The sequence below is a fragment of the Streptomyces sp. NPDC048612 genome (genome assembly GCF_043199295.1).
Classification (GTDB): domain Bacteria; phylum Actinomycetota; class Actinomycetes; order Streptomycetales; family Streptomycetaceae; genus Streptomyces.
In genome coordinates this window covers 172,709-197,959 of sequence record NZ_JBICVV010000012.1, presented here as the reverse complement: position 1 = coordinate 197,959, position 25,251 = coordinate 172,709, and the positions used below count along the sequence as shown (strand labels likewise).

27 protein-coding genes are annotated in these 25,251 nt (G+C 73.3%); 18 read left to right on the top strand and 9 right to left on the bottom strand.

The genetic code is table 11. The annotated features are described in order from the left end of the window. Positions 1 to 40: 40 nt before the first annotated feature. Positions 41 to 772, bottom strand: a complete 732-nt coding sequence (locus ACGFN2_RS20460) for a DUF4097 family beta strand repeat-containing protein (RefSeq protein WP_362600717.1) — start codon at positions 770 to 772, stop codon at positions 41 to 43. Between the two features lie 229 nt (positions 773 to 1,001). On the opposite strand from ACGFN2_RS20460, the gene ACGFN2_RS20455 reads away from it, so the two are divergent. Both ACGFN2_RS20455 and ACGFN2_RS20450 read left to right on the top strand, forming a co-directional pair. Beyond that, the gene (locus tag ACGFN2_RS20455; protein WP_393362346.1) at positions 1,002 to 1,274 is read left to right on the top strand and encodes a DUF1876 domain-containing protein; all 273 of its coding nucleotides are present in this window, start codon (positions 1,002 to 1,004) and stop codon (positions 1,272 to 1,274) included. Between the two features lie 400 nt (positions 1,275 to 1,674). Further along, complete coding sequence (locus ACGFN2_RS20450) at positions 1,675 to 2,202, top strand: CGNR zinc finger domain-containing protein (RefSeq protein WP_362600722.1); 528 nt, start codon at positions 1,675 to 1,677, stop codon at positions 2,200 to 2,202. A gap of 38 nt (positions 2,203 to 2,240) precedes the next feature. Here ACGFN2_RS20450 and ACGFN2_RS20445 read toward each other — a convergent pair whose 3' ends face one another. From ACGFN2_RS20445 to ACGFN2_RS20435, 3 genes are all read right to left on the bottom strand, one after another. Then, on the bottom strand, positions 2,241 to 3,569 hold the full coding sequence (locus ACGFN2_RS20445) for an LCP family protein (RefSeq protein ID WP_362600877.1): 1,329 nt from the start codon (positions 3,567 to 3,569) through the stop codon (positions 2,241 to 2,243). A gap of 681 nt (positions 3,570 to 4,250) precedes the next feature. Beyond that, a complete protein-coding gene (locus tag ACGFN2_RS20440) occupies positions 4,251 to 5,216 on the bottom strand; it encodes a M56 family metallopeptidase (protein WP_393362343.1) in 966 nt (321 codons plus the stop codon). Positions 5,217 to 5,219: 3 nt separating this feature from the next. Further along, positions 5,220 to 5,723 (bottom strand): BlaI/MecI/CopY family transcriptional regulator, encoded by a 504-nt coding sequence (locus tag ACGFN2_RS20435; protein ID WP_393362340.1) that lies wholly within the window; start codon positions 5,721 to 5,723, stop codon positions 5,220 to 5,222. A gap of 186 nt (positions 5,724 to 5,909) precedes the next feature. Between ACGFN2_RS20435 and ACGFN2_RS20430 the strand changes: the two genes are divergently transcribed. The 5 genes from ACGFN2_RS20430 (at position 5,910) to ACGFN2_RS20410 (ending at position 9,267) form a co-directional block, all read left to right on the top strand. Beyond that, entirely contained in the window at positions 5,910 to 6,485 is a 576-nt protein-coding gene (locus ACGFN2_RS20430) for a TerD family protein (protein ID WP_362600727.1), read from the top strand. A gap of 251 nt (positions 6,486 to 6,736) precedes the next feature. Next, the gene (locus ACGFN2_RS20425) at positions 6,737 to 6,967 is read left to right on the top strand and encodes a hypothetical protein (RefSeq protein WP_393362337.1); all 231 of its coding nucleotides are present in this window, start codon (positions 6,737 to 6,739) and stop codon (positions 6,965 to 6,967) included. Next, positions 6,964 to 7,950 carry an acyl-CoA desaturase gene (locus ACGFN2_RS20420; RefSeq protein WP_393362334.1) on the top strand — a complete coding sequence of 329 codons (987 nt, stop codon included), beginning with the start codon at positions 6,964 to 6,966 and terminating at the stop codon, positions 7,948 to 7,950. Before ACGFN2_RS20425 ends, ACGFN2_RS20420 begins: the two co-directional genes overlap by 4 nt. Next, complete coding sequence (locus tag ACGFN2_RS20415) at positions 7,947 to 8,372, top strand: DUF5994 family protein (RefSeq protein WP_362600736.1); 426 nt, start codon at positions 7,947 to 7,949, stop codon at positions 8,370 to 8,372. The genes ACGFN2_RS20420 and ACGFN2_RS20415 overlap by 4 nt, the downstream gene beginning before the upstream one ends. Before the next feature lie 376 nt (positions 8,373 to 8,748). Beyond that, positions 8,749 to 9,267, top strand: coding sequence for a DUF6344 domain-containing protein (locus ACGFN2_RS20410; protein ID WP_393362330.1), 519 nt, complete (start codon positions 8,749 to 8,751; stop codon positions 9,265 to 9,267). A gap of 441 nt (positions 9,268 to 9,708) precedes the next feature. Here the strand turns inward: ACGFN2_RS20410 and ACGFN2_RS20405 are convergent, their stop codons facing one another. Continuing rightward, complete coding sequence (locus tag ACGFN2_RS20405) at positions 9,709 to 9,897, bottom strand: DUF5708 family protein (RefSeq protein WP_362600740.1); 189 nt, start codon at positions 9,895 to 9,897, stop codon at positions 9,709 to 9,711. Positions 9,898 to 10,077: 180 nt separating this feature from the next. Continuing rightward, positions 10,078 to 11,343 (bottom strand): sensor histidine kinase, encoded by a 1,266-nt coding sequence (locus ACGFN2_RS20400; RefSeq protein ID WP_393362327.1) that lies wholly within the window; start codon positions 11,341 to 11,343, stop codon positions 10,078 to 10,080. A gap of 328 nt (positions 11,344 to 11,671) precedes the next feature. Between ACGFN2_RS20400 and ACGFN2_RS20395 the strand changes: the two genes are divergently transcribed. Both ACGFN2_RS20395 and ACGFN2_RS20390 read left to right on the top strand, forming a co-directional pair. Beyond that, complete coding sequence (locus ACGFN2_RS20395) at positions 11,672 to 12,295, top strand: transglycosylase family protein (RefSeq protein WP_362600745.1); 624 nt, start codon at positions 11,672 to 11,674, stop codon at positions 12,293 to 12,295. 167 nt (positions 12,296 to 12,462) lie between these two features. Then, on the top strand, positions 12,463 to 12,840 hold the full coding sequence (locus tag ACGFN2_RS20390) for a hypothetical protein (protein WP_362600883.1): 378 nt from the start codon (positions 12,463 to 12,465) through the stop codon (positions 12,838 to 12,840). A 195-nt stretch (positions 12,841 to 13,035) separates the two neighbouring features. Here the strand turns inward: ACGFN2_RS20390 and ACGFN2_RS20385 are convergent, their stop codons facing one another. Continuing rightward, positions 13,036 to 13,446 (bottom strand): hypothetical protein, encoded by a 411-nt coding sequence (locus ACGFN2_RS20385; protein ID WP_362600748.1) that lies wholly within the window; start codon positions 13,444 to 13,446, stop codon positions 13,036 to 13,038. Positions 13,447 to 13,704: 258 nt separating this feature from the next. Then, positions 13,705 to 13,992 carry a hypothetical protein gene (locus ACGFN2_RS20380; RefSeq protein ID WP_362600751.1) on the bottom strand — a complete coding sequence of 96 codons (288 nt, stop codon included), beginning with the start codon at positions 13,990 to 13,992 and terminating at the stop codon, positions 13,705 to 13,707. Positions 13,993 to 14,176: 184 nt separating this feature from the next. On the opposite strand from ACGFN2_RS20380, the gene ACGFN2_RS20375 reads away from it, so the two are divergent. The 3 genes from ACGFN2_RS20375 (at position 14,177) to ACGFN2_RS20365 (ending at position 17,784) form a co-directional block, all read left to right on the top strand. Then, complete coding sequence (locus ACGFN2_RS20375; protein ID WP_362600754.1) at positions 14,177 to 15,307, top strand: site-2 protease family protein; 1,131 nt, start codon at positions 14,177 to 14,179, stop codon at positions 15,305 to 15,307. A 133-nt stretch (positions 15,308 to 15,440) separates the two neighbouring features. Further along, the gene (locus tag ACGFN2_RS20370; RefSeq protein ID WP_362600757.1) at positions 15,441 to 16,181 is read left to right on the top strand and encodes a protein phosphatase 2C domain-containing protein; all 741 of its coding nucleotides are present in this window, start codon (positions 15,441 to 15,443) and stop codon (positions 16,179 to 16,181) included. 88 nt (positions 16,182 to 16,269) lie between these two features. Beyond that, positions 16,270 to 17,784 (top strand): alpha/beta hydrolase, encoded by a 1,515-nt coding sequence (locus tag ACGFN2_RS20365; protein ID WP_393362322.1) that lies wholly within the window; start codon positions 16,270 to 16,272, stop codon positions 17,782 to 17,784. 18 nt (positions 17,785 to 17,802) lie between these two features. On the opposite strand, the gene ACGFN2_RS20360 is transcribed toward ACGFN2_RS20365, so the two are convergent. Then, entirely contained in the window at positions 17,803 to 19,335 is a 1,533-nt protein-coding gene (locus tag ACGFN2_RS20360) for a serine/threonine-protein kinase (protein WP_393362319.1), read from the bottom strand. A 322-nt stretch (positions 19,336 to 19,657) separates the two neighbouring features. On the opposite strand from ACGFN2_RS20360, the gene ACGFN2_RS20355 reads away from it, so the two are divergent. From ACGFN2_RS20355 to ACGFN2_RS20330, 6 genes are all read left to right on the top strand, one after another. Continuing rightward, complete coding sequence (locus tag ACGFN2_RS20355; protein ID WP_362600765.1) at positions 19,658 to 20,194, top strand: hypothetical protein; 537 nt, start codon at positions 19,658 to 19,660, stop codon at positions 20,192 to 20,194. Between the two features lie 181 nt (positions 20,195 to 20,375). Beyond that, on the top strand, positions 20,376 to 21,212 hold the full coding sequence (locus ACGFN2_RS20350) for a DUF4097 domain-containing protein (RefSeq protein ID WP_393362316.1): 837 nt from the start codon (positions 20,376 to 20,378) through the stop codon (positions 21,210 to 21,212). A gap of 67 nt (positions 21,213 to 21,279) precedes the next feature. Then, complete coding sequence (locus ACGFN2_RS20345) at positions 21,280 to 22,269, top strand: ATP-binding cassette domain-containing protein (RefSeq protein WP_393362313.1); 990 nt, start codon at positions 21,280 to 21,282, stop codon at positions 22,267 to 22,269. Next, positions 22,266 to 23,060, top strand: a complete 795-nt coding sequence (locus tag ACGFN2_RS20340; protein ID WP_393362310.1) for an ABC transporter permease — start codon at positions 22,266 to 22,268, stop codon at positions 23,058 to 23,060. Before ACGFN2_RS20345 ends, ACGFN2_RS20340 begins: the two co-directional genes overlap by 4 nt. A 592-nt stretch (positions 23,061 to 23,652) precedes the next feature. After that, positions 23,653 to 25,011 (top strand): cytochrome P450, encoded by a 1,359-nt coding sequence (locus ACGFN2_RS20335; protein WP_393362307.1) that lies wholly within the window; start codon positions 23,653 to 23,655, stop codon positions 25,009 to 25,011. Further along, positions 24,989 to 25,237 carry a ferredoxin gene (locus ACGFN2_RS20330; protein WP_362600780.1) on the top strand — a complete coding sequence of 83 codons (249 nt, stop codon included), beginning with the start codon at positions 24,989 to 24,991 and terminating at the stop codon, positions 25,235 to 25,237. The genes ACGFN2_RS20335 and ACGFN2_RS20330 overlap by 23 nt, the downstream gene beginning before the upstream one ends. The last annotated feature ends 14 nt before the right edge of the window (positions 25,238 to 25,251 follow it).

The window sequence follows — 25,251 nt, the reverse complement described above, 5'->3', positions numbered from 1 at the left end:
CGGCGGGGCGGGCCGGCCGCGGTCCGCCCCGCCGCCTCCGTCAGGCGGCGTTCGCGGTGATGTCCCCGTTGCTGGTGGTCAGATCCAGCTGGAAGCGGGCCGCCGGGTCCTGGGCGATGCCTATGTGCTCCTCCCCGTTGCCAGTCTCCGCGGAGACCCGGTAGGGGCCCTTCGGCAGCCGGAGCCTGATGGCGCCGTTGGAGGTCTTCGCGCGGAGGTTCTGCGCGGTGGCGGGGGTGAGATCGATCGCCCCGTTGGAGGTCTCGGCCGTGATGCGAGCGCCCGAAAGACCGTGGCCGGTGATCCGGCCGTTGCTGGTCCGGGCGTCGACCGTGCCGGTCACCCCGTCCAGCCGGATGTCCCCCGAGCTGGTGGTCACCTTCACCGGGCCCACCTTGCTCAGCTCCACCGACCCGGACGAGGTCCGCCCGCTGACCGGGATGCCGGCGGGGAGGTCGAGGGTGTAGTCCACGGAGCAGTTCCTGCCGCAGCCGGAGAGCACCAGGACACCGCCCTCGACGCGGTGGCCGGCGCCCTCGGGCCGTGCGCCGTGGTAGGAGACCGCGCGGTGGACCGCGACCGTACTGCCGCCCTTGCCGCCGCGCACGGTGAGGCCGCCCGAGCCGCTGTCCAGCCGGACCGACGTGATCTTGCGTGACACCGTGGCGTCGTCCTGGAAGGTCTTTCCCGCCAGCAGCCCACAGGAGCTGAGCGCGACCGTCCCGATGGCGGCCAGGGCGAGGATGCCGGTGAAGCGGACCCGCTGACGCATGAATTCCCCCGGAGAAGTTCGGTAGTTGGCGGGGTGCGGGTCCGTGCCCCGCCTGCTCCCCCGCCATGACGACGTTATGACCGCGAGCCCGTCCGGACCATGAGGAAAACCCCCGGATCGCGCTGTGGTGAGCCCCAGGCGCGGCCCAGGTGCGGCCCGCGGGCGCCGGTGCGAGGATTTTTGTGGGGGCGGTTCCCGTGCTGCTCATGCGTGGACGAGGAGGCTTCCGGTGACTGCCACGAAGACATGGAACGCCGAGATCACCATCATCGAGACCGACAGCGAGATCAGGGCCGAGGCCAGGCTGCGGGGCAAGGAAGGCGGCCAGATGGTCGGCCAGGGAGCAGCGCGCTGCAACCCCGCCGACGAGAACGTCCCGGACATCGGCGACGAGCTGGCCGTGGCGCGGGCGATGTCCGACCTCAGCCATCAGCTGCTCCAGCGGGCCGCGCACGACATCGAGGTACACACGGCCCGGCCGGTGGAACGCCTGCGCGCCTGAGGCCTTCCGCACCCGGACGCCGGTCCGCAGACCCGGCCGGCGTCCCGTCGCCATGACGCGACGCGCCCGCCCTGCCCCGCCCTGCCCGTAGGGACCGACACCGGCCCCGCCCGCTCGTGTAATGGTTGAATGTGTTTGACCCATGACCGCACGCTGGCGGACATGGCACGACTCCCAGATGAGCAGTGTGAACCGTGGTGGTGTCCCGTATGCGGCCTCTCCTCCGAACCCTGCCGACCGGTATCGGAACACCTCACGTCCGAGGGCATGGTGCGGTACCTGTGGTGCCACACCGGTGGATGGCTCATCGCCCGCTCGGACATCGAGCTGATCCGGGTGAGCCCGGAGGCAGAGCGCCACACCGCGGACGGTGGGGTTCCGTGACGCCCGGGAAGGCGACGTGAAGCAGAACGACTACGGCCGTCTCGGCGCCGTGCTGTCGGCCGATCTGATCAACCTGCCCGAGATGAGCGCGGCCGGTGTGCAGCGCCTGCTGGAGGCGCACGAGATCCGCCGCCCGGCGGTCGCCGCCGCCGATGTGGACGGCTTCCGGCGCTGGCGGGACCAACTGGCCCGCGTCTTCGGCACCGCCGACGCCGACGAGCAGTGCTCAGCCGTGAACGCCCTGCTGGTGGCCGCGACCATCCGCCCCTGGGTGACCACCCACGACGGCCTCCAGCCCCATCTGCACTTCGTACCCGACTCGGCCGACGTGCTCTCCAGGGTCCGGGCGGTCACCGCCGGTGGCCTGGCCTTCGTCCTGTGCTGGGAAGGCGGAGCACGGCTCGGGCGGTGCCTGCGCGCCGAGTGCGCCCGCGCCTATGTGGACACCTCCAGGAACGGGCGGCGGCGCTACTGCACGGCACGCTGCGGGAACACCGAAGCGGTGATGCGCCACCGCTCCCGGCAGCCGGGCGGCGGACGGTAGCGCTCCGGCAGGTCCCGCCCGCCCCGGAGCCGGTCCCCTCAGGGCTTGTCCCCCGCGAAGTCCGGTCCGACCGTCAGTGTCAGCGCGCCCGGTGCCGCGTCGGCGGACTGCGTCGCCTTGGTGCCGGGGAGGCGGCCGGTGAGCACCGCGCTCTGGGCCTTGAGGGCTGCCGGGTAGGTGAGCGTGGTCTTGTCCGCCGCCGGGGCGTTGCCGGTGGCGATGACCGAGAAGCCGAGCTTGCGCAGCTGCTCGGCGACGGCCGCGGCCCGGCCGGGGATGCCGGTCCCGTTGAGCACCCGGACCCGCACGGACCGGGCGGTCACCGGGTTCTTGGCGTCCTGTGCGAACTTCTTCTTCGCGGCGGCGCCGACCTCCCGGTCGTGCGCGAGATCGCTGAACAGCCCGCCGGCCTGCGGGTACTGCCACACGACATTGGCCTTGTCGGTGGGGACGTCGGCCTCGCGCGAGTAGTTGGGGACGGTCAGGAAGGTGAGGCGCTTGGTGGGGACTTCCTGGACGGTCGCGGCCAGGTCGTACAGCGGCTTGATCCCGGCCAGGGACTTGTCGGTGGTGATGGACTTGGTGGCCGACTCCAGGAAGTCGTAGAGCTCACCGGGGCTGGTGAGCTTCGACTGGGCCTTCGCGGCCAGCGCCTTCATGAACTCCTGCTGCCGGCCGATGCGCCCGAGGTCGGAGCCGTCGCCGACGCTGTAGCGGGTGCGGACGTAGCCGAGCGCCTTCTCGTCCCGGACGTTCTGGCAGCCCGCCTCCATGTCCAGGTGGGCCTTCTTGTCGTGGATGGCGTACTTGGGGCAGACCTCTATGCCGCCGAGGGCATTGACCATCCCCTTGAAGCCCTGGAAGTCGACCGAGGTGAAGTGGTCGATCCGCAGCCCGGTGTTCTGCTCGACGGTCTTGATGGTGCAGGCCGCGGCCTTGCGGATGTCGCCGGAGTCGCCGCCGATCGAGAACGCCTCGTTGATCTTGAAGTGGTGCGGGGAGGACTTCGAGCCGTTGCCGCGCACGCAGGCGGGGATCTGCACCCAGGAGTCACGCGGGAAGGACACCGCGGTGGCCCACTTACGGTTGGCGGCGATGTGCAGCACCATCAGCGTGTCCGACTGCATGGTGGTGAGGTTCCGGCCGTACTTGGCGTTGGCGCCGGCGCGGCTGTCGGAGCCCACGACCAGGATGTTCTTCGAGCCGGGGCTGAGGTTGGCGGGCCGGTCGCCGTCGAGGCCGATGTCCACCCCGCGGATGTTGCCGTCCAGCTTCTGGTAGACCCACGCGCCGACGCCGGCCGTGGCGAGCAGCAGGACGCCGAGCACACCGCCGGTCCAGGCGAGGACGCGGCCCCGTCGGGTCATCCGCAGCTTGCCCGGCTTACGGGAGCCCTCCCCGGTCCGGCGCTCGGAGCCGGCGGGCCTGCGGCGCGATCCGGCGCCGGACGCGCGGGAGCCGCCGGAGCCACGGGAGCCGTCGCCGGATGAGCCGGGTGCGCCGTCGGCGCCCCGTCGGGCCGGCTCCTGGTGCGTCTGCTTGTCATGCACGCCGATGGCCCCTCTGGTCCTTCTGATACGGGTGATGCGGATGCTGCGGTACGGAGGGCGCGGTGGCTCCGGCGGCCGGCGGGACCGGCGGCGTCGGCAGCGGAGGGCGGATCGGACACCGGCGCCGGGCGGCAGCATGGGTAGGGCGGCGTAACGCCGCGCCTGCGGACCGGTGTTGCCGGGCGGGGTGAAGGCCCGTCACCACAGCGCGTCCGCGCCGTCCGGTCACTGGGCGGCGCTCCGGCCCGGTGCCCCACCGTTGTCCGGGTATGCGGCCTCCACCGGCTGACCGGCCCATCGCACCTCCGCCTCCGTGGGCGGGAAGTCCCAGGTCAGGAGTCCGCACCTCGTCGCCATCTCCCCCTCCGGCCACACCTGTTGCGCAGCTGCGCGCACTCTACCGGGAAGTTCTACAGGGTTGTAGAAGTCGCCTGGTGCGGAGCGGGTGCCGCGCGGTGCGCCGGGTCCGGCCCGGTGAGGTCAAGCATCAGTGTGCACTCAGAGCGGAGTTGCTGCCTTCAGAACGACGAACAGCGCAACCGCTGCGTTGAGCGCGGAGAGCGCGGAGGCGGCCGTGCCCGCCGCGGCGACCAGCGCCGCCAGACCCGCCGGGGTCAGCGCCGGCGGCCAGTGACGGGCCGGCGGCACGGGCCCGAGCAGCGCCGCCACCCGGCGCGGCACCGGCCCCGGTTCGGGCGCGGCGAACTGGGACAGTCCCACGGCCGCTGCGGGCCGCGCCACCAGCGCCGCCCGGCCCACCGCACGGGCGGTCAGCCGCCGGTCACCGACCGCCCGCGCCGCCTCCTCGTCCGCCCAGCGCTCGGTGGCGAAGGCGACCGCGGAACGCAGCGGCAGCAGCAGCGGGTTGACGCAGCCGGCCAGGCGGACGGCGAGCAGGTAGCGATGGTGACGGCAGGTCAGATGGGCCCGCTCATGGGCGAACAGGGCGCGCCGCTCGTCCTCGTCCAGGCTGCGCAGCATGCCGCGGGAGACCACGATCCGGCCGGGCCGCGCCGGACGGCCGGGGCGCGCGGGGGAGCCGGGCACGGCATAGGCGTACGGATCGTCGTCCGGCAGCATCGCGGGGCCGGCGCCGGCCGGCAGCGGCTCCAGCGCCCGGTGGGCACGGGCCCGGACCCGGCCGTACCGGCGCAGCGCGCCGGCGCACGCGGTGAGCGCGGCGGCCAGCGCCGGGATGGCGACGGCGCCGACCGCCTCGGCCTCCGGGACGGCGGCCCGTACCTGGGGATCGGACCAGCCGTCGGGCAGCGGGTTGCCGGGCAGCTGGGCGGTGCCGACGACCATCAGCAGCCCCAGGCAGAGGGTGCTGCACAGGCCGAGGACCGCGCCGAGCAGGGTCAGCAGCCGGGTGGTGGCGCGCGGGTGGAGATGCTGTTCCGCGAGCCGGGCGATCGGCAGTGCGGTGAGCGGCAGGACGAGCGGCAGGAACACGAAGACGCCCACCGGTCAGCCTCCGCGTGCTTCGTCCGAGGGGTGGTGGGGGGCCGGTTCCGGGCCGTCGCCGGGGCCGTCGGCCGTGGCGCGGGCGAGGAGCGTGCGCAGCAGCTGCTCGTCGTGGGTGGAGAGCGCGGAGACGAAGCTGGTCAGGACGGCGTCCCGGTCCGGTTCGCCGTCCAGGACGCGGCGCATCCGCAGGGCCGCGAGACCGGCCTCGTCGGCGGCCGGGGTCCAGACGTAGGCGCGGCCGGACCGCTCGCGGGTGACGGCCTGCTTGGCGTGCAGCCGGGACAGGATCGTCATCACGGTCGTGTACGCGAGGCCGCCGCCGAGCCGTTCCTGCACTGAGGCGGCGGTGGCCGGGCCCGGCGCCTCGTGCAGCGCGGCCAGCACCTGGGCCTCCAGCTGGCCCTGTCCGCGCCGGCGGACGCGCTCCGGGCCGGAGCCGCCGGCCCCGTCAGGACCAGGGGTTTCCCCGCCGCCCGGCGCCTCGCCGAAGGACTTGCCGCCCACTGTCGTCGCCTCCCGTCGCGCCGGGTGTCCCGCCGGCCGGGACGTCCGGGCATCTTACTGAGTGGCCGGATCGGGACGGTGGTGCGTCCGGCCCCGCGCCCGCGCCGTCATTTCCCGGCGCTTTACTTCTACACTCCTGTAGATTTTGAGGCTGACCCGGAACGCAGGCAACACCTGGAGGAAGCCATGGGAGTCTCGCTGGGCAAGGGCGGCAACGTCTCCTTGTCGAAGGAAGCACCCGGACTGACCGCCGTCACCGTCGGGCTCGGCTGGGACGTGCGTACGACCACGGGCGCGGACTACGACCTGGACGCCAGTGCGCTGCTGTGCACCGAGGCGGGCAAGGTCGCCTCGGACGCGCACTTCGTCTTCTACAACAACCTGACCAGCCCCGACGGTTCGGTGCGGCACACCGGCGACAACCTGACCGGCGAGGGTGAGGGGGACGACGAGTCCCTGGAGGTCACGCTGTCGGGAGTGCCCGCCGAGATCGCGAAGATCGTCTTTCCGGTCTCCATCCATGAGGCGGAGGGCCGGGGGCAGAGTTTCGGACAGGTCCGCAACGCGTTCATCCGTGTCGTCAACCAGGCGGACGGGGTGGAGCTGGCCCGCTACGACCTGAGCGAGGACGCCTCGGCCGAGACCGCGATGGTCTTCGGCGAGCTCTACCGGCACGGCGCGGAGTGGAAGTTCCGCGCGGTGGGCCAGGGCTATGCCTCCGGCCTGGCGGGCATCGCGGCCGACTTCGGCGTCAATGTCTGAGACCGGTCCTCCGGGCGGGGAGGGCGACTGCCGCCCTCCCCGCCCGTCACGGGCGCGAGCACGGCCGTCACCGTCTACAGCCCCGTAGAAAAGGCCTGGTCACAGCAGCCTGGCCCCAGGGAAACGGCCCATAACCCCCCATAGAGGGATGTGCCGGGCCGCTGCGGGGTACCGTGAAGACACCAAGGGACTCGGGGACCACAACACCGGGCGCGTCCGCCACCGCGGCCCGCCCGAGTGAGGTGAACACCATGCAGACTCTGTGGACCGTGGTCGTGCTGCTGGCGCTGGTGGCGCTGGGGGCCCTGTTCATCGCCCGGGTCAACGCCCAGCAGACCGGACGGATGCCCACCCACCGGTACGCGGACTGGAGGGAGTCCGTACGCCACCGGAGGCACAAGCGGCCCCAGGGCGAGGCCCACCCCGAGACCCCGGCGGCCGGACCGCCGCCACCTCCCGGCGCGGCGGGAAACGACCGGTGACGTCGACCGCCCGCTCCCTCCCGTCGGCCCGGGACTACGACGGGGCCGCCCCGTTCCCCGACGACGGCACCGCCGCCCCGCCGAGCAGCGGCCGGCGGATGTACGTGACGGTGACCGGCATCATCGTCGTCGCCCCGTTCGTCGGCCTGGCCGTCGGCATCCCCCTCCTGTGGGGCAGCGTCGTCGGCCTCACCGACCTCGTGCTGCTGGCCGTCTTCTACGTCATCAGCGGCCTGGGCGTCACCGTCGGCTTCCACCGCGGCCTCACCCATGGCAGTTACACGGCCGGCCCCGTGCTGCGCGTCGCGCTCGCCGTCGCCGGGTCGCTCAGCTTCCAGGGCGATGTCATCGACTGGGTTGCCACCCACCGCCGCCACCACGCCTATACGGACCGCCCCGGCGATCCGCACTCCCCCTACCGCTACGGCACCAGCCTGCGCGGCCAGCTGCGCGGCCTGGTCCACTCGCACATCGGCTGGCTCTTCGGCGACGACCCCACCTCGCACCGCCGCTTCGCGCCCGACCTGCTCGCCGACCGGGGCATCCGCGCGGTGGACCGGTCCTTTCCCCTGCTGTGTCTGCTCACGCTCGGCCTGCCGTTCGCGCTGGGCTGGGTGCTCGGCGGCTCCTGGGTCACCGCGCTGACCGCCCTGCTGTGGGCGGGGTTCATCCGGATCGCGCTGCTGCACCACGTCACCTGGAGCGTCAACTCGCTCTGCCACCTCATCGGTGACCGGCCCTTCCGCACCCGGCGCCACGACCGGGCGACCAATCTGTGGCCGCTGGCCCTGCTGTCGTTCGGCGAGAGCTGGCACAACACCCATCACGCCGACCCGACCTGTGCCCGGCACGGTGTCGACCGCGGCCAGCTCGATGTGTCCGCCGCCGTCATCCGCCTCTTCGAACGCCTCGGCTGGGTCCGGGACGTGCGCTGGCCCGACCCCGAACGGTTCGCGGCCCGCCGCCTCAGGAGCACCGCATGACCACCCCCGGGGACCCTCCCCATCCCGGGCGGCACCCCGCGCCGCCGCCCGTCGCCCGTCTGGCGATCGCCCCCCACACCGCGACGGCCCGGCGTCTGAACGGCCTCTGGTGGCCGCACTCGACCGACCTGCTGGCCGAACTCCCGGAGCTGCTGGCCGCGTTGCCCTTCGACTGGCCCCGGATCACCCATGCCACGGTGAACGGTGCGGTGTGGGCCGCCCTCCCCTCCCACACCCTCGTCGCCGGCCATGTCGTCCGCCTGCGCAGGACCACCGGCCGCCCCGGCCCGGACACCCTCTGCCTGGTCTCCGCCGGCCACGGCCGCTGGGACCTCCTGCTCATCCCGCCCGCCACCCCCGAGCCCGAGGCCGTCCGCAGGATGGCGGAGATGGCCAGCAAAGGGGAGTCGACACCGGCCTGACCAGGGCAGACGCGGCAGATCCCGCCCGGAGCGCGGGCCGCTTCGCCCGGCCCGCGCCGGGCACCCGACGGCACCTTGCCCAGCACCCCCGGAACGGCATCCACTGATCGGCCGACCGAGGGTGCGGCCGGTCCGCGGCCGGTCCCCGGCGGCCCCGGCTACTGCGTACGAGTGGTGTTCATCCGAAGAACGCCGCTCCGGGGGCGTCGGTACGTGAATCCGCCCATTACGTACTCATCATAAGAAAACGCAACAGAAGCGGCGCCATCCCAGTGGTGCACCGGAAGCGGCGCGACTGCGGCGAAGCGACAGAGGAAGCACAACGAAGCAGACGGAGTGGATCTCTCGGGGAGATCCCGACCGAAAGTGAGGGGCCATGGCTGCGACCAAGGTCATGAAGTTCTGGGCGGTGTGCCTTGCCGTCCTCGGCAAGCTGCTGGCATCGCTGGGTGTCTCCGCGACGGCATCGGCCGCCCGCCGGGACGCCGCACTGTACGAGCGGACCCTGGGCAAGGAGAACGCGGGCACCGAGGCCCCGGGCGGGAACGCCCCGGAGCCAGGACGCGGCGCCGCGCCGGACCACGATCCACAACCGGGCACCCGTGCCATTCCCGCACCGCGCACCGTCCCGCTCCACGGCCAGGCCGGCCCCGCCCGGCGGAGGTTTCCCCGCCCCGAGCTGCCGCCCACGATCAAGCAGCGCATCAGCGCCGAGGCCCATGGCACCTCGCCGGGCATGCGCAGCCGCCTCGCCATCGGCTCCGACGCCGTGACCGACGACGGTCACACGCCGCCCGCAGGGACCGCGCCGGCCGCCGGCCAGGACGCGGCGGACGCCCGCTCCGCGGTCATTCCGGCCGCCCGCAACCGTGCGCACACCGCCCGCTACGTCTGAACCGGCCCGCCGCACACCCCGTTTGAGGCATGCGCGGCGCACCTGGTCCGCGCGCCGGCACGGACGTGCACCGTACGCGGCGATGAACCCTCGAAGGCGCCGGGACGGACACCGGCCCGCAGCGACGGGCGGCCCGGCACAGCGACAGACAACCCAGCGACGGACGGCACAGCGACAGACGGCGCAGACGCAGCAGTTGGGCGGGACCGGCGATTGCGGTGAGTCCCGCAACGGCGGCGAGCCCGGCAACCGCGGTGAGCGCGGCGGTTCGCGACAGCCACGGCGGCGCCGGCGGTGACCGCTTCAGGCACCCTCTCCGCCACCCTTGCCGTCACCTTTTCCAGTACCGCAGAACCACCGGTTCTCCGACACCGCAGAACCCTCGGCCCAAGTGCCCCGACTTACCCGTGGCGCAGCAGCGGCGTATCGGCTTTCGCCGCGTCATGCGCGTTGTTTCTTAGCCTTCTTACCGAGCCCCAGCAGCGCGAACAAGGTCTCCGCTGCGCCGACGATCGCCATTATCAGTCCGGCCTTGTGCAGCGAGACGACCGGGGTTTCCACCTCTTTTGTGGTCAGCCAGAGGACCAGGCCGACGAGTGCCAGAACAATTCCTAAGACAACGCCCTTCATGGGATTCCCTCATTCCGTGTGATGGTGCCGGAGTCGTCGTACGGACCAGGATTCCGTCCGGCCGGCACCGGTGGATCATCCGCAGGTAGGCACTTTCCGCCCGCGGTCTGCCACTTTCTCTGTACTCCCGCCCGGGTCCGCGGCCGCGCGCCCGGAGCGTTCGCCTGCGCCCCCGCGGGGTTATCCCGTACTGCCGTTCCGGGGCAGCGGGAGCACCGCCCGTACCCGCCAGCGGCCCGGGGCGGTGGGGTCCGGGCCCGCGTCGAAGCTGCCGCCGACCAGGGCGGCCCGCTCGGACATCCCGGTGAGCCCGGTGCCCGCACCGGTGATCAGCTGCTCCAGAGGGCGCTGCCCCGCCCGGCCGCCGGGGCGGGCCAGCGGGCTCTCCACCGAGAGGGTCAGCTGCCCGCCGCCGGTCTCGCAGCGGATCTGCACCTGCCCCGCCGAGGCGTGCTTGAGGACGTTGGTCAGCGCCTCCTGCACGATCCGGTAGGCCGTCACCTCGATCACCGACGTCACCTCGGGGAACCGCTCGGGGAACGCGGTGTGCAGGGTCAGCGCGGCCGCGTCGGCGGCCGGGCGGGCCTGTTCGACCAGCGCTTCCAGCGCGTTCAGCTGCGGCCGGTCCCAGTCGTCGGCCTCCCCCCGGTCGGACCGCAGCAGCACCACCATCCGGCGCATCTCGGCCAGCCCCTGCACACTGTTCTCCCGGATGACCGAGAGCGCCTGCCGCACCGGATCGTCCTCGGCCGCGCCGTCCTTCCCCTGCCGGGCCTCGGTCAGGGAGAGCACGGCGCTGGAGTGAATGGCGATGGCGCTGAGGTGGTTGGCCACCAGATCGTGCAGCTCACGGGCCATCCGGGTGCGTTCGGTCTGCAGGGCGGTCTTGCGGTCCAGCTCGGCCAGCCGGTCGATCTGCGCGGCGCGCTGCCGCTCGGCGTCCGCCCGCTCCTTGTGGTTCCGGATCAGCACCGCCGTCCATACGGGAGAGACGAGCAGCACCGCGATGATGACCCCCGTCGTCACGCCCTGGGCGCGGTTGTCGAGGACGACCAGGGCGACGGTGGTCACCAGCGTGACCGCCACGCTCCCGGACTGCAGTACCCGGCACAGCCACGGCGCTCCGTACAGGGCCGCCGCGTAGAGCAGGTCCGTGAAGACGAAGAGGGGGGCCAGGGCGCCGTCGGCGGTCATCTGCACGGCGACGGTGAGCGTGCCGACGACGAGCGCGGCCACCGGCAGGGTGCTGCGGAAGGCGGTCGCGGTGCACAGCACGAGTACCGGCAGCACGGCCTGCCAGACGGGGATGTCGCCGCCCATGACCGGCGGCCCGCCCACGACGTAGAGGATCAGACAGCCGGCGAGGAAGCCGACGGCGAGTCTGAGGTCACGGAGCGGCAGGGGGACGCGGCGCGCGTGCGTAGGGGGGAGAAGGCGTGACCACACACTAGGACGGTACGTCGGCCGGTGGCCCGTACTCCTGCCCCGGGGGCCCGAATTCCGGGCGGTATCCCCTCCATCGAAGGATGTAGCCGGGCCTCGGCGGATGGGAGGACTCCCCGTCGGCCAGGGCCCGTTCCGGCCCCGTGGCGCACCGTGGTGGGGTTCCCCGCCGCGCACACCGGAATTCCTGGGACCACCCGGGTGAAACCCCCGCATGTCGCGGCTCCCGGACACCGGGTAAACCATATTGCCGGGTTAGTTGGTGCGTGCCCACCGGTCGTGGCGAGTAGCGCGTCACGGCGTTGCCGGAGCACAGCGGAGGAATGCCGTCATGCCGTCACCCCTCGCCAAACGGTCCGTCGAAATGCTGCTGTCCGTGCTGCTGGTCGTGCTGGGTGTGCTGGGCACGGCCGGCCCGGGTGCCGCGGCGGCCGGCTCGTCCGCCGGCCCGGCGCCGGACTGGGAGCGCATCGCCGCCTGCGAGAGCAACGGCCGCTGGCACATCAACACCGGCAACGGCTACCACGGCGGGCTGCAGATCGACCCCGCCACCTGGCGCGCCTACGGAGGCCGCCGCTACGCCCCGCGCGCCGACCTCGCCACCCGCGACGAGCAGATCGCCATCGGCGAGCGCATCGTCCGGGACCGCGGGCTGTCCGCCTGGCCCAACTGCGCCCGGACCACCGGCGGCGACGACGGCTCCGCCCGCGCCGCGGACCGGAGCACGCCGGACGATCCGGCCCCGCGAGCGGTCCCCCGTACCCGGGGTCTCAGCGCCCAGGGCCACGCCACCGCCCGCAGCTATGTGGTGCAGCCCGGCGACTGTCTCTCCGTCATCGCCCAGCGCACCCACGCCCCGGGCGGCACCAAGGCGCTGTACGACCTGAACAAGGACACCCTCGACCAGGGTCCGGACCACATCTACCCGGGGCAGCGGCTGCGGCTGCGGGGGTGAGACCGGCGCCGGACCCCGCCGCCGGGGGCGCCGGGGAGGGCCGACACGGTGAATCCGCTGATCGGTGCGAGTGAATGCGTGGGACGGGCCGTTGCGCACGCTTGGTGGATGGGGGCACGGCCGGTAGCAAGACCGCGGGTACCAACCGCGACGTGCAGGAGCACACAGTGAAGAACATGGCACGCATCAATGTTGTGATCGCAGGGGCTTGCGGTCTGCTCCTGGCCGTCGGCGGGGCCACACCCGCGCAGGCCTGGGACGGGCCGTTCGACGGGGACGGGGTGTGGAACAGCGACACCATCGCCAGCTTCCACGCCGGATTCACCTGCCGCCACCGGGCCAGGATCTGCATCAACGGGCCGCTGAACAGCGGAAACGTCCGGAACTCGCAGAACGTCCACCTGTCCGGCAACAACAGCAACAGCGGTAGCCCGACCAACGTCAACGGCAACACCAACGACGACGCGGGCGGCACCACCGGAGCCGAGAACAAGACCAGCAACAACCTGCAGCACATCGGCCGCGGCGGCCGGCAGAAGCTGTGACCCGACGCTGATCCGCCCCTCCGGCCCCGGCGCGCTCCCGGGGCCGGAGGCGTGTCCGGCCGGTGCGGTGGGCCGGGAGCCGCACGGCGTGCGGCGTGCGGGGAAACGGCGAGCGCCCGGCGGAGTCCGCCGGGCGCTCGGGGAACGGCTGGGGAAGCGGCCGTGGGCCGGCAGCCGTCCAGGGGTCGGGCCGTATCAGCGCAGGAGGCCTCCCAGGATGCGCTGCACGCTGTTCGCGCTGCCCGAGGAGGCGCCGGTCGTGGCGTTGGCGCTGTTGGTCGACCCGTTGGTGTTGGCGATGTTGCCGCTGTTGTTCGGGTTGCCGTGGTTCAGGAAGTTGCCGCTGTTCAGGCTGTTGCCGCTGCGTACCGGACCGTTGATGCAGGGGTGCGGCGACCGGAACACCGGCGACTTGTAGTTGAAGTCGGCGAGGCGGTTGTTGCAGACCACTCCGGAGACCATGCCCGCCACGGTGCCGACGTCGGCGCCCACGGCGGCTGCGAGCAGCGAATCGCCGGGGATCACCTGGGCCTGGGCGACACCGCTGCCGAGCAGCACCAGCCCGCACGCCCCGACGATGCTGCCCGCCTGCGCAATTCTTCTCACGTCGCTCCTCGCCTCGTCGTCCTGCGGATGCCAGACGTATCGTCCTGCCGCGGTCGGCCCGCGACGGTGTTCAACCCGCGAGGAGCAAAACCCCCGGCGGCCACAATCAGCCGGGTGGCCCAACACGTCGCGGGGCTTTCGCGCGACGGCCGGCCGAGTGCGGGCAGGCGGAGGGGGCCGGCGGCGGTCCGGGGCGGGCGGACCGCGGCGGGGCGGGCCGCCGGGCGCGGGGGCCGTCCGGCGCCCGGCGCACCGGGCTCAGATCACCAGCCGCTCCGGCATGGGCTGCTCGACACCGTCCAGCTCCAGCGTGCACCGGGGCATGGAGGGGACCAGATGCGGCTGGCGCAGCAGGATGCGGAAGGGGTGGGCGGGCTCCTCGGGGAGTTCGCCGGTCAGCACGTTCATCCCGGCGCTGTGTTCCTTCTGGTAGGCGACGACCTTGCCGTCGACCAGGAGCTCGATCTCGCCGGACCGGCCGGGCCCGACGTTCACCGTGATCGAGTGGTCACCCTGGTCCAGATGGAAGTGGTGGCTCTGCCCCATGACGCACCTCCGGCTCCTCGGTCGAGACCGGCGGCGCGGTCCGTACCCGCCGCGTGCCGGTCCGTCCTTCCAGCGTAGGTTCCGCGAGCGACAATTGTGGTGGGTGCCGGGCGGCCGGTTCACGGAGCGCGGGTCGGCGAGACCTGCCCGGGAGGACCGGGCGCCGGGCCGGCAGGAGACGACGATGAACGGCTCGGTCCGCGTCGGACAGGTGGTCGGGGTACCGCTGCGTATGCACTGGAGCGTGCCGCTGCTGGTGGCCCTGTTCGCGTACGCGCTCGGCCGGCAGGGCCTGCCGGTGTGGACACCGGGGCGCTCGGACGCCGTGTACGCGCTGGCCGGCGTGGTGGGGGCGGTGCTGCTCATGGGAAGCCTGCTGCTGCACGAGACGGCGCACGCCGCGACGGCCCAGCGGAGGCAGATCTCGGTGCAGGACGTGACGCTCTGGGCGCTGGGCGGGACGACCCGGATGGGGCGGCCGCCGACCGCGCGGGCGGCCTTCGCGGTGGCCGTCAGCGGGCCGCTGGCCAGCCTGGTCGTCGGCGGGGTCGTGCTGGGGGCCGGGATCGGGCTGCACGGGCTGTCCGGGTGGGCGGTGCCGTCGGTCGTGCTGGCCTGGGTGGGCTGGGCGAATCTGTTCCTGGGGGTGTTCAACCTGCTGCCCGCCGTGCCGCTGGACGGTGGGCGGGTGGTGCAGGCGGTGCTGTGGTGGCGCACGGGGGACCGGGAGCGGGCGGACCTCGCGGCCTCCCGGGGCGGCCAGGTCATGGGCGTGCTGCTGGTGGCCGCGGGCTGGATCTCCGTGCTGCGCGGGGCGCCGGGCGGGCTGTGGATCGTCTTCGTCGGCCTCTTCATCATGATCGTCGCCGGTGCGGAGCGGCGCCGCGCGGGCCTGCACCGGGCGCTGCGGGGCATCCGGGCCGGCGAGGCGATGACCGGCCCGGTGGACACCGGCGCCGACTGGCTGACCGTCCAGCGCTTCATCGACGAGGTGGCCGTGCACTCCCGGCACTCCGCGCTGCCGCTGCTCGACTTCGAGGGCCGCCCCAGCGGCCTGGTGCAGCTGCGCCGGCTCGCGACGGTCCCGGCCGCGAGCCGGGAGACGCTGCGGGTGCGGGAGGTCGCGACCCCGCTGTCCCAGTGCGCGGTCGCCGCCCCCGACGAGCTGCTGACCGAGGCGCTGGACAAGCTCAGCCTGCGGACCGGCGCCCGCATCCTCGTCGTGGACTCCGGGCACCTGGTCGGGATCGTCACCGGCAAGGACATCTCCCGGCTGATGCGGCGCGACACCCTGGGCGGCACGGGGAGCGGCTGACCGGGGGCTCCGGGGGCTCTTGGGGTGACGCGGCGGGCGCGCGCGGCGGCCCGTCGGCGCCCACAATGGTGGTACGGAACGCCCCCGGGGGATACGGGGCCTGCCGGAGCGGAGGCCCGGACGGGACAGGGGTATGGAGTACGTCACCGTGACCGCGCTGAGCCACCCCGGGCTGCTCCGCGACCACAACGAGGACAGCCTGGTGGCCGGCCCCTGGACGCTCTGCGGCACCATGACCGAGAACCCGCAGACCCTGGCGTTCCCGCTCGGCACCCCGCTCGTCGTCGCGGTCGCCGACGGCATCGGCGGGCAGCCGGCCGGCGATGTGGCCAGCGCGCTGGCCGTGCGGCAACTGGCGGCGCTGGGACCGACGCTGGACTCCGCGGACGCCGTCCGTGACGCCCTCGGCCTCTGCAACGACGCGGTGTACGCGGCCGCGGGCCAGAACCCGGAGCTGAGCACCATGGGGACCACGGTCGCCGGTGCCGTCGTCCTGGCGGAGTCGCTGCTGGTGTTCAACGTCGGCGACAGCCGGGTGCTCGATGCCACGACGGACGGTCTGCGCCAGGTGAGCGTGGACGACAGCCCGCCGCTGTCCCCGGGGCGGCGCACCACCTCGCTCGTCACCCAGGCGCTCGGCGGCACCCCGGAGTTCACCGCCGTCACCCCGCACGTCAGCGAGGCGCCGCTGTCCGCGGGCGACCGCTACCTGGTGTGCACCGACGGGCTGACCGACCCCGTCCCGGAGGACGCCCTCAACGACCTGCTGCAACTTCACACCGGCGGCCGGGCCGCCTTCGAACTGTGGAAGTCCGCCATCGAGGCGGGCGGCCCCGACAACATCACGCTGGCGCTGATCGTCGTCGGCGAGTAGGGCGGGGGAGCGGGCCTGGGGCTAACCCCACCCCACCTGTGAGGACTGCCGGATGGGCGGCGGGGAACCGCTCAACCACCCTTGTTCCATGACGACTTACGCCCCTCGCGCCCTGCTCCTCGCGCTCTCCGCCGCCACCGTCGCGGCCACCCTGACCGCCGCCCCAGTGGCCCGCGCCGAAACCCCCCGCACCCAGGGGCCCGCCCTCACCTGGCGGCCCTGCGCCCAGCCCGGCGGCCCCACCGGTCAGGAGTGCGCCCGGCTGCCCGTACCCCTCGACTACCGCGACCCGGACGGCCCGCAGCTCACCCTCGCCGTGACCCGGGTGCGCAGCGAGCGGCCCGCGGCCCGGCGGGGGACGCTGCTGGTGATCCCCGGCGGGCCGGGCGGGTCCGGGGCGAGACGGCTGGAGACGAAGGGCCGGGCGCTGCAGAAGGCGCTGGCCGGGACCTACGACCTGGTCAGCTTCGATCCCCGCGGGGTGGGCGGGAGCACGCGGACGGGCTGCGCTCTCGACCCCGGCGACCGGCATCTGGTGACCTTCCGGTCCTGGCCGGCGCCGGACGGAGAGATCGGCGGGAACGCCGCCCGCGCCCGGCGCATCGCCGAGGCCTGCCGCCACAACGGCGGGGCTGTGCTGCGCAGCCTCACCACCGCGAACGAGGTGCGCGACATCGACCGCCTCCGCCGGGCCCTGGGCGAGGAGAAGCTCTCCGCCTGGGCGTCCTCGTACGGGACGTACGTCGGGGCGGTGTACGCGCAGAAGTTCCCCCGGCACACCGACCGCTGGGTCCTGGACAGCATCGACGACCCCGATCCGTCCCGGGTGGCGCGCGGGTGGCTGGCGAACATGGCGGTGGGGGCGGACGACCGGTTCCCCGACTTCGCGGCCTGGGCCGCCGATCCGGCACGGGAGCACGAGGGGCTGCGGCTGGCGCGGCGGCCCGAGGACGTCCGGCCGCTGTTCCTCGCCCTGGCGGCGAAGCTGGACCGCGCGCCCAAGGACACCACCACACCGGGCGTCCCGCTGACCGGCAACCGGATGCGGCAGGCGCTCCAGAACGCCCTGCAGAGCGACGGTCTCTTCGCCGGGATGGGCCGTCTCGTCCGGCAGGCCCAGGACCCGGCCGCCGTGCCGGTGCTGCCCGACGCCCTCGCCGGGCCGATGCCGGACGAGGACGCGGCGGTCATGATGGCGACCATCTGCAACGACGTGCGCTGGCCGGCGGCGTCGGTGCCCGCCCATCGGCGCGCGGTGGCCGCCGACCGCGCCCGGCACCCGCTGACGGCCGGGATGCCGGTCAACATCACGCCGTGCGCCTTCTGGAAGGCACCGGAGGAGCGGCCCACCCGGATCACCGCCGACGGCCCGTCCAACATCCTGATGGTCCAGAACCGCCGGGACCCCTACACCCCGTACGCCGGCGCGCTGAAGATGCGCCGGGCCCTCGGCGACCGGGCCCGGCTGCTCACGCTCGACCGAAGCGGCCACGGCGGTCACGGCGCCTACCTGGACAACGGCACCGCCTGCGGCGACCGCACCGTCAGCACCTTCCTGACGACGGGCCGGCGGCCCGGGACGGACACCGAGTGCGCCGGGTGAACACGGTCCGGGCAGCTGTCAGGACGGTCCCTCGGACCGGAGCCGGATTCCCTTGAGGGCGGTGTCGAAGACCGGGCGGTACTTGGTCCACTCCGCGTTGGGCGCGCACAGATAGACCACGTACTGCGTGCCGTCGGAGCCGCTGAAGGCCACCTCCGCGGCCCGGAACTCCCGTGCCGAGCCGTCGAAGGTGAACTCCCAGTAGCCCGCGGGCCGTCCCCGGAACGTCGTGGGGTCCATCCTGACCCGCTCATAGCCCGGGTTGTCCCGGCGCGTCTGGTCCTCCTCGGTCTCCCGCCAGTGCCGGACCGGGTCGGACGCGCCGGCGAACGGGACGATGTTGACCCGCAGGCCCACCCGTTGGAGCGGGTGCACATAGGCGATGTCACCGCCGGGCGGATGCGACAGCTTCCAGCCCTTCGGCACGGGGAGGGAGACGCCGTGCCCCGGCTTCTGGAAGACGTATCCCGAGGGCAGCGGTGGCGGCGAGGAGGGCGGGGGGCTGGACGGGCCGGAGGCCGGGGACGATCCGGCCGGGCGGGGGTCCGTCGCACCGGCGCCGCCCCAGGGCCACAGCAGCACCCCGCCGGCCACGGAGGCGGCGACCGCGGTCACCGCGGCACTCCACAGGGCGGCACGGCGACCGCGCCGCCCTTTCCTGGCGGGGACCGCGGGGACCTCGGCGGGGTGCGGCCGGGTGGGCTGTTCGACCGGAACGGCCCGGGTGACGGACACCTCCTGGCCGCTCAGCAGGCGCTCGGCCTCATGGGCGGCCAGGCGTTCCCCGGGTTCCTTCCTCAGCAGCCCCTCGATCACCGGGGCCAGCTCACCGGCGCGGTGCGGAGGCGGGTACTCCTCGGTGACGATGGCGTACGCGGTCTCGATCGCGGTGTCCCGCTGGAACGGGGGGCGCCCCTCGACCGCCTGGTACAGCGTCGCCCCGAGGGACCACAGGTCGGAGGCCGGGCCGGGCTCGGCGATGTTGCTGCGGAGGCGTTCCGGCGCGAGGTACTGGATCGACCCGACCAGTTCGCCGGTCCGGGTCAGGGAGGGGGTGCCGGACTGCACGGCGATGCCGAAGTCGGTGAGGACGAGCCGCCCGTCGTTCCCCAGCAGCACATTGCCGGGCTTGACGTCCCGGTGCAGCACCCCGGCGTCGTGCGCGGCGCGCAGCGCGGCGGCCATGCCGCGGCCGATCCGCGCCGCTTCGGCGGGCGGCAGCGCGCCCTCGCGCTTCACGAGGTCGCCCAGGGTGACCGAGGGGATGTACTCCATGACGATGCACGGCAGGCCCTCGTCGTCGACGACGTCATGCACCACGATCACATGGGGGTGGGTGATCCGGGCGGCGCTGCGGGCCTCGCGGCGGGTGCGCTCGTAGAGCGTCTCGATCTCGTCGTCGTTCAGATGCGGCGGCACCAGCAGCTTCTTCACGGCGACCGGCCGCCCGAGCAGCTCGTCCTCGGCGCGCCACACCGTGCCCATGCCGCCCCGCCCGACCCGCTCCACCAGCCGGTACCGGTCGGCCACGAGCCGTCCCAGATCGGACACCGTGAGTTCTCCTCCCCCGCACCGGTTGAACAGCCTGCGGGAGCACCTTAGCCCGCGTATTCGAACGCGCCGAGGGGTGGCGTTCACGCGGTCGGCGCCCGGCGCCGGGGCGGTCCGGCGGGGCTTCTCCGCGGGGCGGCAACTGCCGTGAGAGCCGCCGTCGTTCGTCACCGGGCGGCGGCCACGGCCGTCGTCGCGGCCGCCGCGGGCGGATGCCTGGGTGCCGGTATGGCGCCTCCGGTGGTGCCGCGATGGCGCCACTGATGCCATTCATGCGCCAAAGTGACTTGCCATGGCGCCACGATGGTGCCACTATGGCGTTATGGACCTCACGCCCTACGTCGACAATCTCCGGCACGAGCTCGCGGTCGCCGCGGACGCGGGCGGAGACGAAGCCCGCGCCCTGGCCGAGCGGCTCACCACCCCTCTGGAGTCGGCCGTCCGGCTCACGCTGCTGAACGCCCTCTCCTCCGCCATGACCGAGATCACCCGTGACCTGGCGCCCGGATCGGTCGATCTGCGGCTGCGCGGACTCGACCCCGAGTTCGTGGTGACCGTGCCGTCGCTCCAGGACCCGTACGGACAGGACGAGTTGCCCGAGGCGGCGGCGAACGAGCCCCGGGCCGCGGTGCCCACGGCTCCTTCGGACGCCGACGAGGGCGGCACCGCACGGATCAACTTCCGCCTGCCCGCCCCCCTCAAGACCCGGGTCGAGGAGGCCGCGGGACAGGAGGGCCTCTCGGTCAACGCCTGGCTGGTGCGGGCTGTCTCCACCGCCCTGGAGCCGGGCGCCCCCAGCCGCAGCACCGGCCGCGGCCCCCGCCGGGGCCATCAGGGCTACACGGGCTGGGTCCGCTAGGTCGGCCGGCCGATCGGTGGCCGGCGGTCGGCCGACGGGGAGCGGCCGCCCGCCGGCCATCACCGGGACCACCGCCACCCCGCTCGTCACCCCCGCCACTCACCTCTCCACTCACCACTCGTTTCCTTCACTCACCCGCCGCCCGGCGGGAACTCACTCCAGCCATGAGGACGGCACAGCCATGCCTGCTTTCGACACTCCCGAACCGCTCTCCGCCACCATCGAACTCGACCTCGGCTCCGTCCGGATCACCGCGAGCAAGCGCACCGACACGGTCGTCGAGGTGCTGCCGAGCGACGCCACCGCGGACGCGGATGTGCGGGCCGCGCAGCAGACCAAGGTGACCTGCTCCGGCGGCAAGCTGCTCGTCAAAGGCCCCCGGAAGCGCTCCCTCTTCGGCAAGCCCGGCTCTCTGGACGTGACCGTCGAGCTGCCCTCCGGCTCGGACCTCCTGGGCACCTCGCCCATGGCGGACTTCACCGTCACGGGCCGGCTCGGCGAGTGCCGGCTCAAGACCTCGCTCGGCGACATCCAGATCGACGAGGCGGAGGCCGTCAACCTCCGCACCGACTACGGCGACATCCGGCTGGTCCAGGCGTCGGGCGACGCCGAACTCATCGGCGCGGGCCGGATCGACGCCGGCCGGATCGAGGGTGCGGCACTGGTCAAGAACGGCAACGGCGACACCGTGATCGGCGAGGTCACCGGCGCCCTGCGGGCGAACGCGTCCAACGGCCTCATCTCCGTCGGCGTCGCGCACGCCGGAGTCGACGCCAAGTCCGCCAACGGTGCCATCCGGATCGGCGAAGTGGCCCGCGGCCAGGTCGTGCTCCGGACCGCCGCCGGTGACCTGGAGGTCGGCATCCGTGAGGCCAGTGCCGCCTGGCTGGACGTGGCCACCGGCATCGGCCGGGTGCAGAACGACCTCGGGGCCACCGACGGCCCCGGCGACAGTGCCGAGACCGTCGAAGTGCGCGCCCACACCAGCATCGGCGACATCCTGATCCGCCGCTCCTGACCCGGCCCGGCCGCTCGCGGCCGGCCATGACCCACACGTCACCTCACCGGACCAGAACGGGACTGTCATGATCATGACTTCCGCGCCCGCCGTCTCCGCGGCGATCAGCGCCACCGGGTTAACCAAGTCCTACGGCGACAAGGTGGTGCTCGACGGCATCGACCTGCACATCCCCGAAGGCACCGTCTTCGCCCTGCTCGGGCCCAACGGCGCGGGCAAGACCACCACTGTGCAGATCCTCTCCACCCTGCTCCCCGCCACCGCCGGCCAGGCGCGGATCGCCGGCCACGACCTGGTGCGCGAGGCCGACGCCGTACGCACCGCGATCGGCGTCACCGGCCAGTTCGCGGCGGTGGACAACCTGCTCACCGCCCGGGAGAACCTCCTCCTCATGGCGGACCTGCACCACCTCGACCGGAGTGAAGGCCGCCGCCGGGTCACCGAGTTGCTGCACCGCTTCGAGCTGACCGAGGCCGCCGCCAAGCCCGTCGTCACCTTCTCGGGCGGGATGCGCCGCAAGCTCGACCTCGCGATGACCCTCGTAGGGGACCCGCGCATCATCTTCCTCGACGAGCCGACCACCGGCCTCGACCCCCGCAGCCGGCGCACCATGTGGGAGATCATCCGTCGCCTGGTCGCCGACCAGGGCGTCACCATCTTCCTGACCACGCAGTATCTGGACGAGGCCGACCAACTCGCCGACCGTATCGCCGTTCTGGACGGCGGCCGGCTGGTCGCCGAGGGCACCGCGGACGAGCTGAAGCGACGGATTCCCGGCGGCCATATCCGCCTCCGGTTCGCCGACCCGGCCCACTACTCCTCGGCCGCCGCCCTCTTCGACGCCACCGCACACGACAGCGAAGCGCTCACCCTGCGCGTCCCCGGCGACGGCAGTGTCACCGCCGTGCGCGCCGTCCTCGACGCCCTGGACCGGGCATCGGTCCGCGCCGAGGAACTGACGGTGCACACCCCCGATCTCGACGATGTCTTCCTCACCCTCACCGGCCGCGACAGGTCCATCGGCGAGGCCAACTCCCCGAAGGAGACCGCCCGATGACCACCATGGCCTACGCGGCCCGCGACGCCCGGACGATGCTGCGGCGCAATCTGAAGCATGCGCTGCGCTACCCCGCCATGACGATCTCGGTCGTCGCGATGCCCGTCCTGATGCTGCTGCTCTTCACCTATGTCTTCGGCGGTGCCCTGGGGGCCGGCATCGGCGGGACGGCCGGCGGCCGCAGTCCCGACTACATCGACTACGTCGCCCCCGGCATCATCCTCATGGCCGCGACCTCGGGCTCCCTGGTCACCGCGGTCGGCGTCTGCGTCGACATGACCGAAGGCATCGTCAACCGGTTCCGCACCATGGCGATCTCCCGGGCGGCCTTCCTGACCGGGCATGTCGTCGGCAGCGTCCTCCAGACACTGGTCAGCATCGCCCTCGTCATAGGCGTCGCGCTCCTCATGGGTTTCCGGCCGCACACCACACTGCTCGGCTGGCTCGCCGCCGCCGGTCTGCTCACCCTGCTCACCCTGGCGCTGACCTGGCTGTCGGCCGCCATCGGCCTGGTCGCCAAGAATCCCGAGACCGCCAGCAACATTCCCCTGCCGATGCAGTTCCTCCCCTTCCTCGGCAGCGCCATCGTCCCGCCGGAGTCCATGCCCACCGGGCTGCGCTGGTTCGCCGAGTACCAGCCCTTCACCCCGGTCATCGAGACCCTGCGGAGCCTGCTGATGGGCACCGGCGCAGGCAGCAGCGCGCCCGCCGCCGTGGCCTGGTGCATAGCCCTCACCCTGGCCGGCTACCTGTGGGCACGCACGGCCTTTCACCGCAGCGCCACCCGCTGACGGGCCGACGACCGGCCGACCAGCCGGTCCTGGCCCACGGGCCGATCCCGCCGCACGGGCCCGATCCCGGACCGCCAACCGATCCCGGACCGCCAACCGATCCCGGTCCGCGCGCCGTTTGCAGGCCGCCCCGGAAGGTCGCCCCGCAGTCCCGCAGTCCCGCACGCTGCTCCACGGGCCACTTCACTGCGCACGCGCCGTCGGCAGCCATCGCGCACCCCTCGCACAGCCACCGCGATTCCCGCCTCCTCGTGCACGGGCCACAGGCGCCCCTCGCCCGTCCCCATGCACAACCACCCTCCCTCACCGCGCACTTCACCGCGCCTACACCGTGCCCTTCGCCAGTGCCCCGGCACTTGAACCAGCGCATCGGGCGGCTCTCCGCCCGGCAGGTCGCTCGGCGCCTCGCCCGGTGCTCCGCCCAGTGCATCACCTGGCACTCCGCCCGGCACCTTGCCCGGCACCTCACCTGGGCCCGTCACCTGGCCCGTCACCCGGGCCCGTAACCCAACTCTCCGCCCAACTCCTCACCCCGTCTCTGCCCAGCTCTCCGCCGTATCCGTATCCGTATCCACCCGCACCGGAGGACCCCATGCAGCACGAACCGTCCGCACCCACCGCACCCGCCGTACCCACCGAAACCCCCGAAGCCGCCGCCGAGCGGGCCGTTCAGGAAGCAGCGGCGGAGCCCGAGCCCGTGACGCTGCCCCCGCTGGTCCACGCCGCGGGCCGTCCCTTCGACCCGCCCGCCGGGCTGGCGGAGCTGCGCGAGCAGCAGCCGCTGCGCCGGATGCGCTACCCCGACGGCCACGTGGGCTGGCTGGCCACCGGGCACGCCGTGGTCCGGGCGATCGCCGCCGACCCCCGCTTCAGCTCCCGGTACGAGCTGATGCGCTACCCCCTCCCGGGCGGCCCCACCGGCGCCCTGCCCCCGGCGCCCCTCGGCGATCTCACCGGTATCGACGCCCCGGAGCACACCCGCTACCGGCGGCTGCTGGCCGGCAAGTTCACCGTCCGCCGGATGCGCCAACTCACCACCCGCGTCGAGGAGATCACCGCCGAGCACCTCGACGCCATGGAGCGCCAGGGGCCGGTCGTCGACCTGGTGCGGGCCTTCGCCCACCCCGTGCCGGCCCTGATGATCTGCGAGCTGCTCGGTGTGCCCGAGCACGAGCGTGCGCGCTTCCAGGAGCACACCGCGGTGCTGGGCAGCCCGGACGCCGGGATGGCGGAACAGATCGCCGCCCTGACCACCCTCGCCGAGTTCGTCCGCGCACTGGTGGTGGCCAAGCGGGCCGGCCCCACCGACGACCTGCTCAGCGACCTGACCACCAGCGAACTCACCGATGACGAACTCGGCGGTATCGGCAGCTTCCTGCTGGCCGCCGGTCTCGACACCACCGCGAACATGCTCGGGCTCGGCACGTTCGCCCTGCTGAGCCACCCCGAGCAGGCCGCCGCCCTGCGCGGCGACCCCGGCCTCGCCGACCAGGCCGTCGAGGAGCTGCTCCGCTATCTGAGCATCGCCCACACCGGGATGCGGGCCGCGCTGGAGGACGTGGAGCTGGACGGCCGGCTGATCAAGGCGGGCGAGACCGTCACCCTCTCGGTGGCGGCCGCCAACCGCGACCCGCTGAAGTTCCCCGACCCCGACACCCTCGATCTGCACCGTAAGGCGAGTGGGCATCTGGCCTTCGGCCACGGCGCCCACCAGTGCCTGGGGCAGCAACTGGCGCGGGTCGAGATGCGGGTCGCCTTCCCGGCGCTGTTCCGCCGCTTCCCGACACTGCGGCTGGCCGTCCCGCCCGAGGACGTACCGCTGCGCGACGCCATGAACATCTACGGGGTGCATCGCCTCCCCGTCACCTGGGACACCCCTCACCTGGGGGACACCCGTCACCTGGGACACGTGGGCAAGGAGGAGTCCGGTGCGGCTGAGCATCGACCGTGACCGCTGTATCGGCGCCGGGATGTGCGCCCTGACCGCCCCCGAGGTGTTCGACCAGGACGCCGAGGACGGCCTGGTCCTGCTCCGCACCGACGCGCCGCCACCCGCGCTGCGCGCCACGGCCCGGCTGGCCGCCGGACTCTGTCCGGCCGCCGCCGTCACCGTGACGGTCACCGACCAAGCGGGAGCGGGCAGTTCGCCCCCTGCCGACCAGCCCTCCGACCCGTAGCGCCGACAGGCGAC

Bases quoted from the DNA above. Each gene is read 5' to 3' on its own strand.
- ACGFN2_RS20375 (WP_362600754.1), top strand. From the start codon at position 14,177: ATGAACGGCTCGGTCCGCGTCGGACAGGTGGTCGGGGTACCGCTGCGT.
- ACGFN2_RS20340 (WP_393362310.1), top strand. From the start codon at position 22,266: ATGACCACCATGGCCTACGCGGCCCGCGACGCCCGGACGATGCTGCGG.
- ACGFN2_RS20345 (WP_393362313.1), top strand. From the start codon at position 21,280: ATGATCATGACTTCCGCGCCCGCCGTCTCCGCGGCGATCAGCGCCACC.
- ACGFN2_RS20405 (WP_362600740.1), bottom strand. From the start codon at position 9,897: ATGAAGGGCGTTGTCTTAGGAATTGTTCTGGCACTCGTCGGCCTGGTC.
- ACGFN2_RS20410 (WP_393362330.1), top strand. From the start codon at position 8,749: ATGGCTGCGACCAAGGTCATGAAGTTCTGGGCGGTGTGCCTTGCCGTC.
- ACGFN2_RS20380 (WP_362600751.1), bottom strand. From the start codon at position 13,992: ATGGGGCAGAGCCACCACTTCCATCTGGACCAGGGTGACCACTCGATC.
- ACGFN2_RS20350 (WP_393362316.1), top strand. From the start codon at position 20,376: ATGCCTGCTTTCGACACTCCCGAACCGCTCTCCGCCACCATCGAACTC.
- ACGFN2_RS20425 (WP_393362337.1), top strand. From the start codon at position 6,737: ATGCAGACTCTGTGGACCGTGGTCGTGCTGCTGGCGCTGGTGGCGCTG.
- ACGFN2_RS20335 (WP_393362307.1), top strand. From the start codon at position 23,653: ATGCAGCACGAACCGTCCGCACCCACCGCACCCGCCGTACCCACCGAA.
- ACGFN2_RS20430 (WP_362600727.1), top strand. From the start codon at position 5,910: ATGGGAGTCTCGCTGGGCAAGGGCGGCAACGTCTCCTTGTCGAAGGAA.
- ACGFN2_RS20460 (WP_362600717.1), bottom strand. From the start codon at position 772: ATGCGTCAGCGGGTCCGCTTCACCGGCATCCTCGCCCTGGCCGCCATC.
- ACGFN2_RS20415 (WP_362600736.1), top strand. From the start codon at position 7,947: ATGACCACCCCCGGGGACCCTCCCCATCCCGGGCGGCACCCCGCGCCG.
- ACGFN2_RS20445 (WP_362600877.1), bottom strand. From the start codon at position 3,569: ATGACCCGACGGGGCCGCGTCCTCGCCTGGACCGGCGGTGTGCTCGGC.
- ACGFN2_RS20365 (WP_393362322.1), top strand. From the start codon at position 16,270: ATGACGACTTACGCCCCTCGCGCCCTGCTCCTCGCGCTCTCCGCCGCC.
- ACGFN2_RS20370 (WP_362600757.1), top strand. From the start codon at position 15,441: ATGGAGTACGTCACCGTGACCGCGCTGAGCCACCCCGGGCTGCTCCGC.
- ACGFN2_RS20395 (WP_362600745.1), top strand. From the start codon at position 11,672: ATGCCGTCACCCCTCGCCAAACGGTCCGTCGAAATGCTGCTGTCCGTG.
- ACGFN2_RS20355 (WP_362600765.1), top strand. From the start codon at position 19,658: ATGGACCTCACGCCCTACGTCGACAATCTCCGGCACGAGCTCGCGGTC.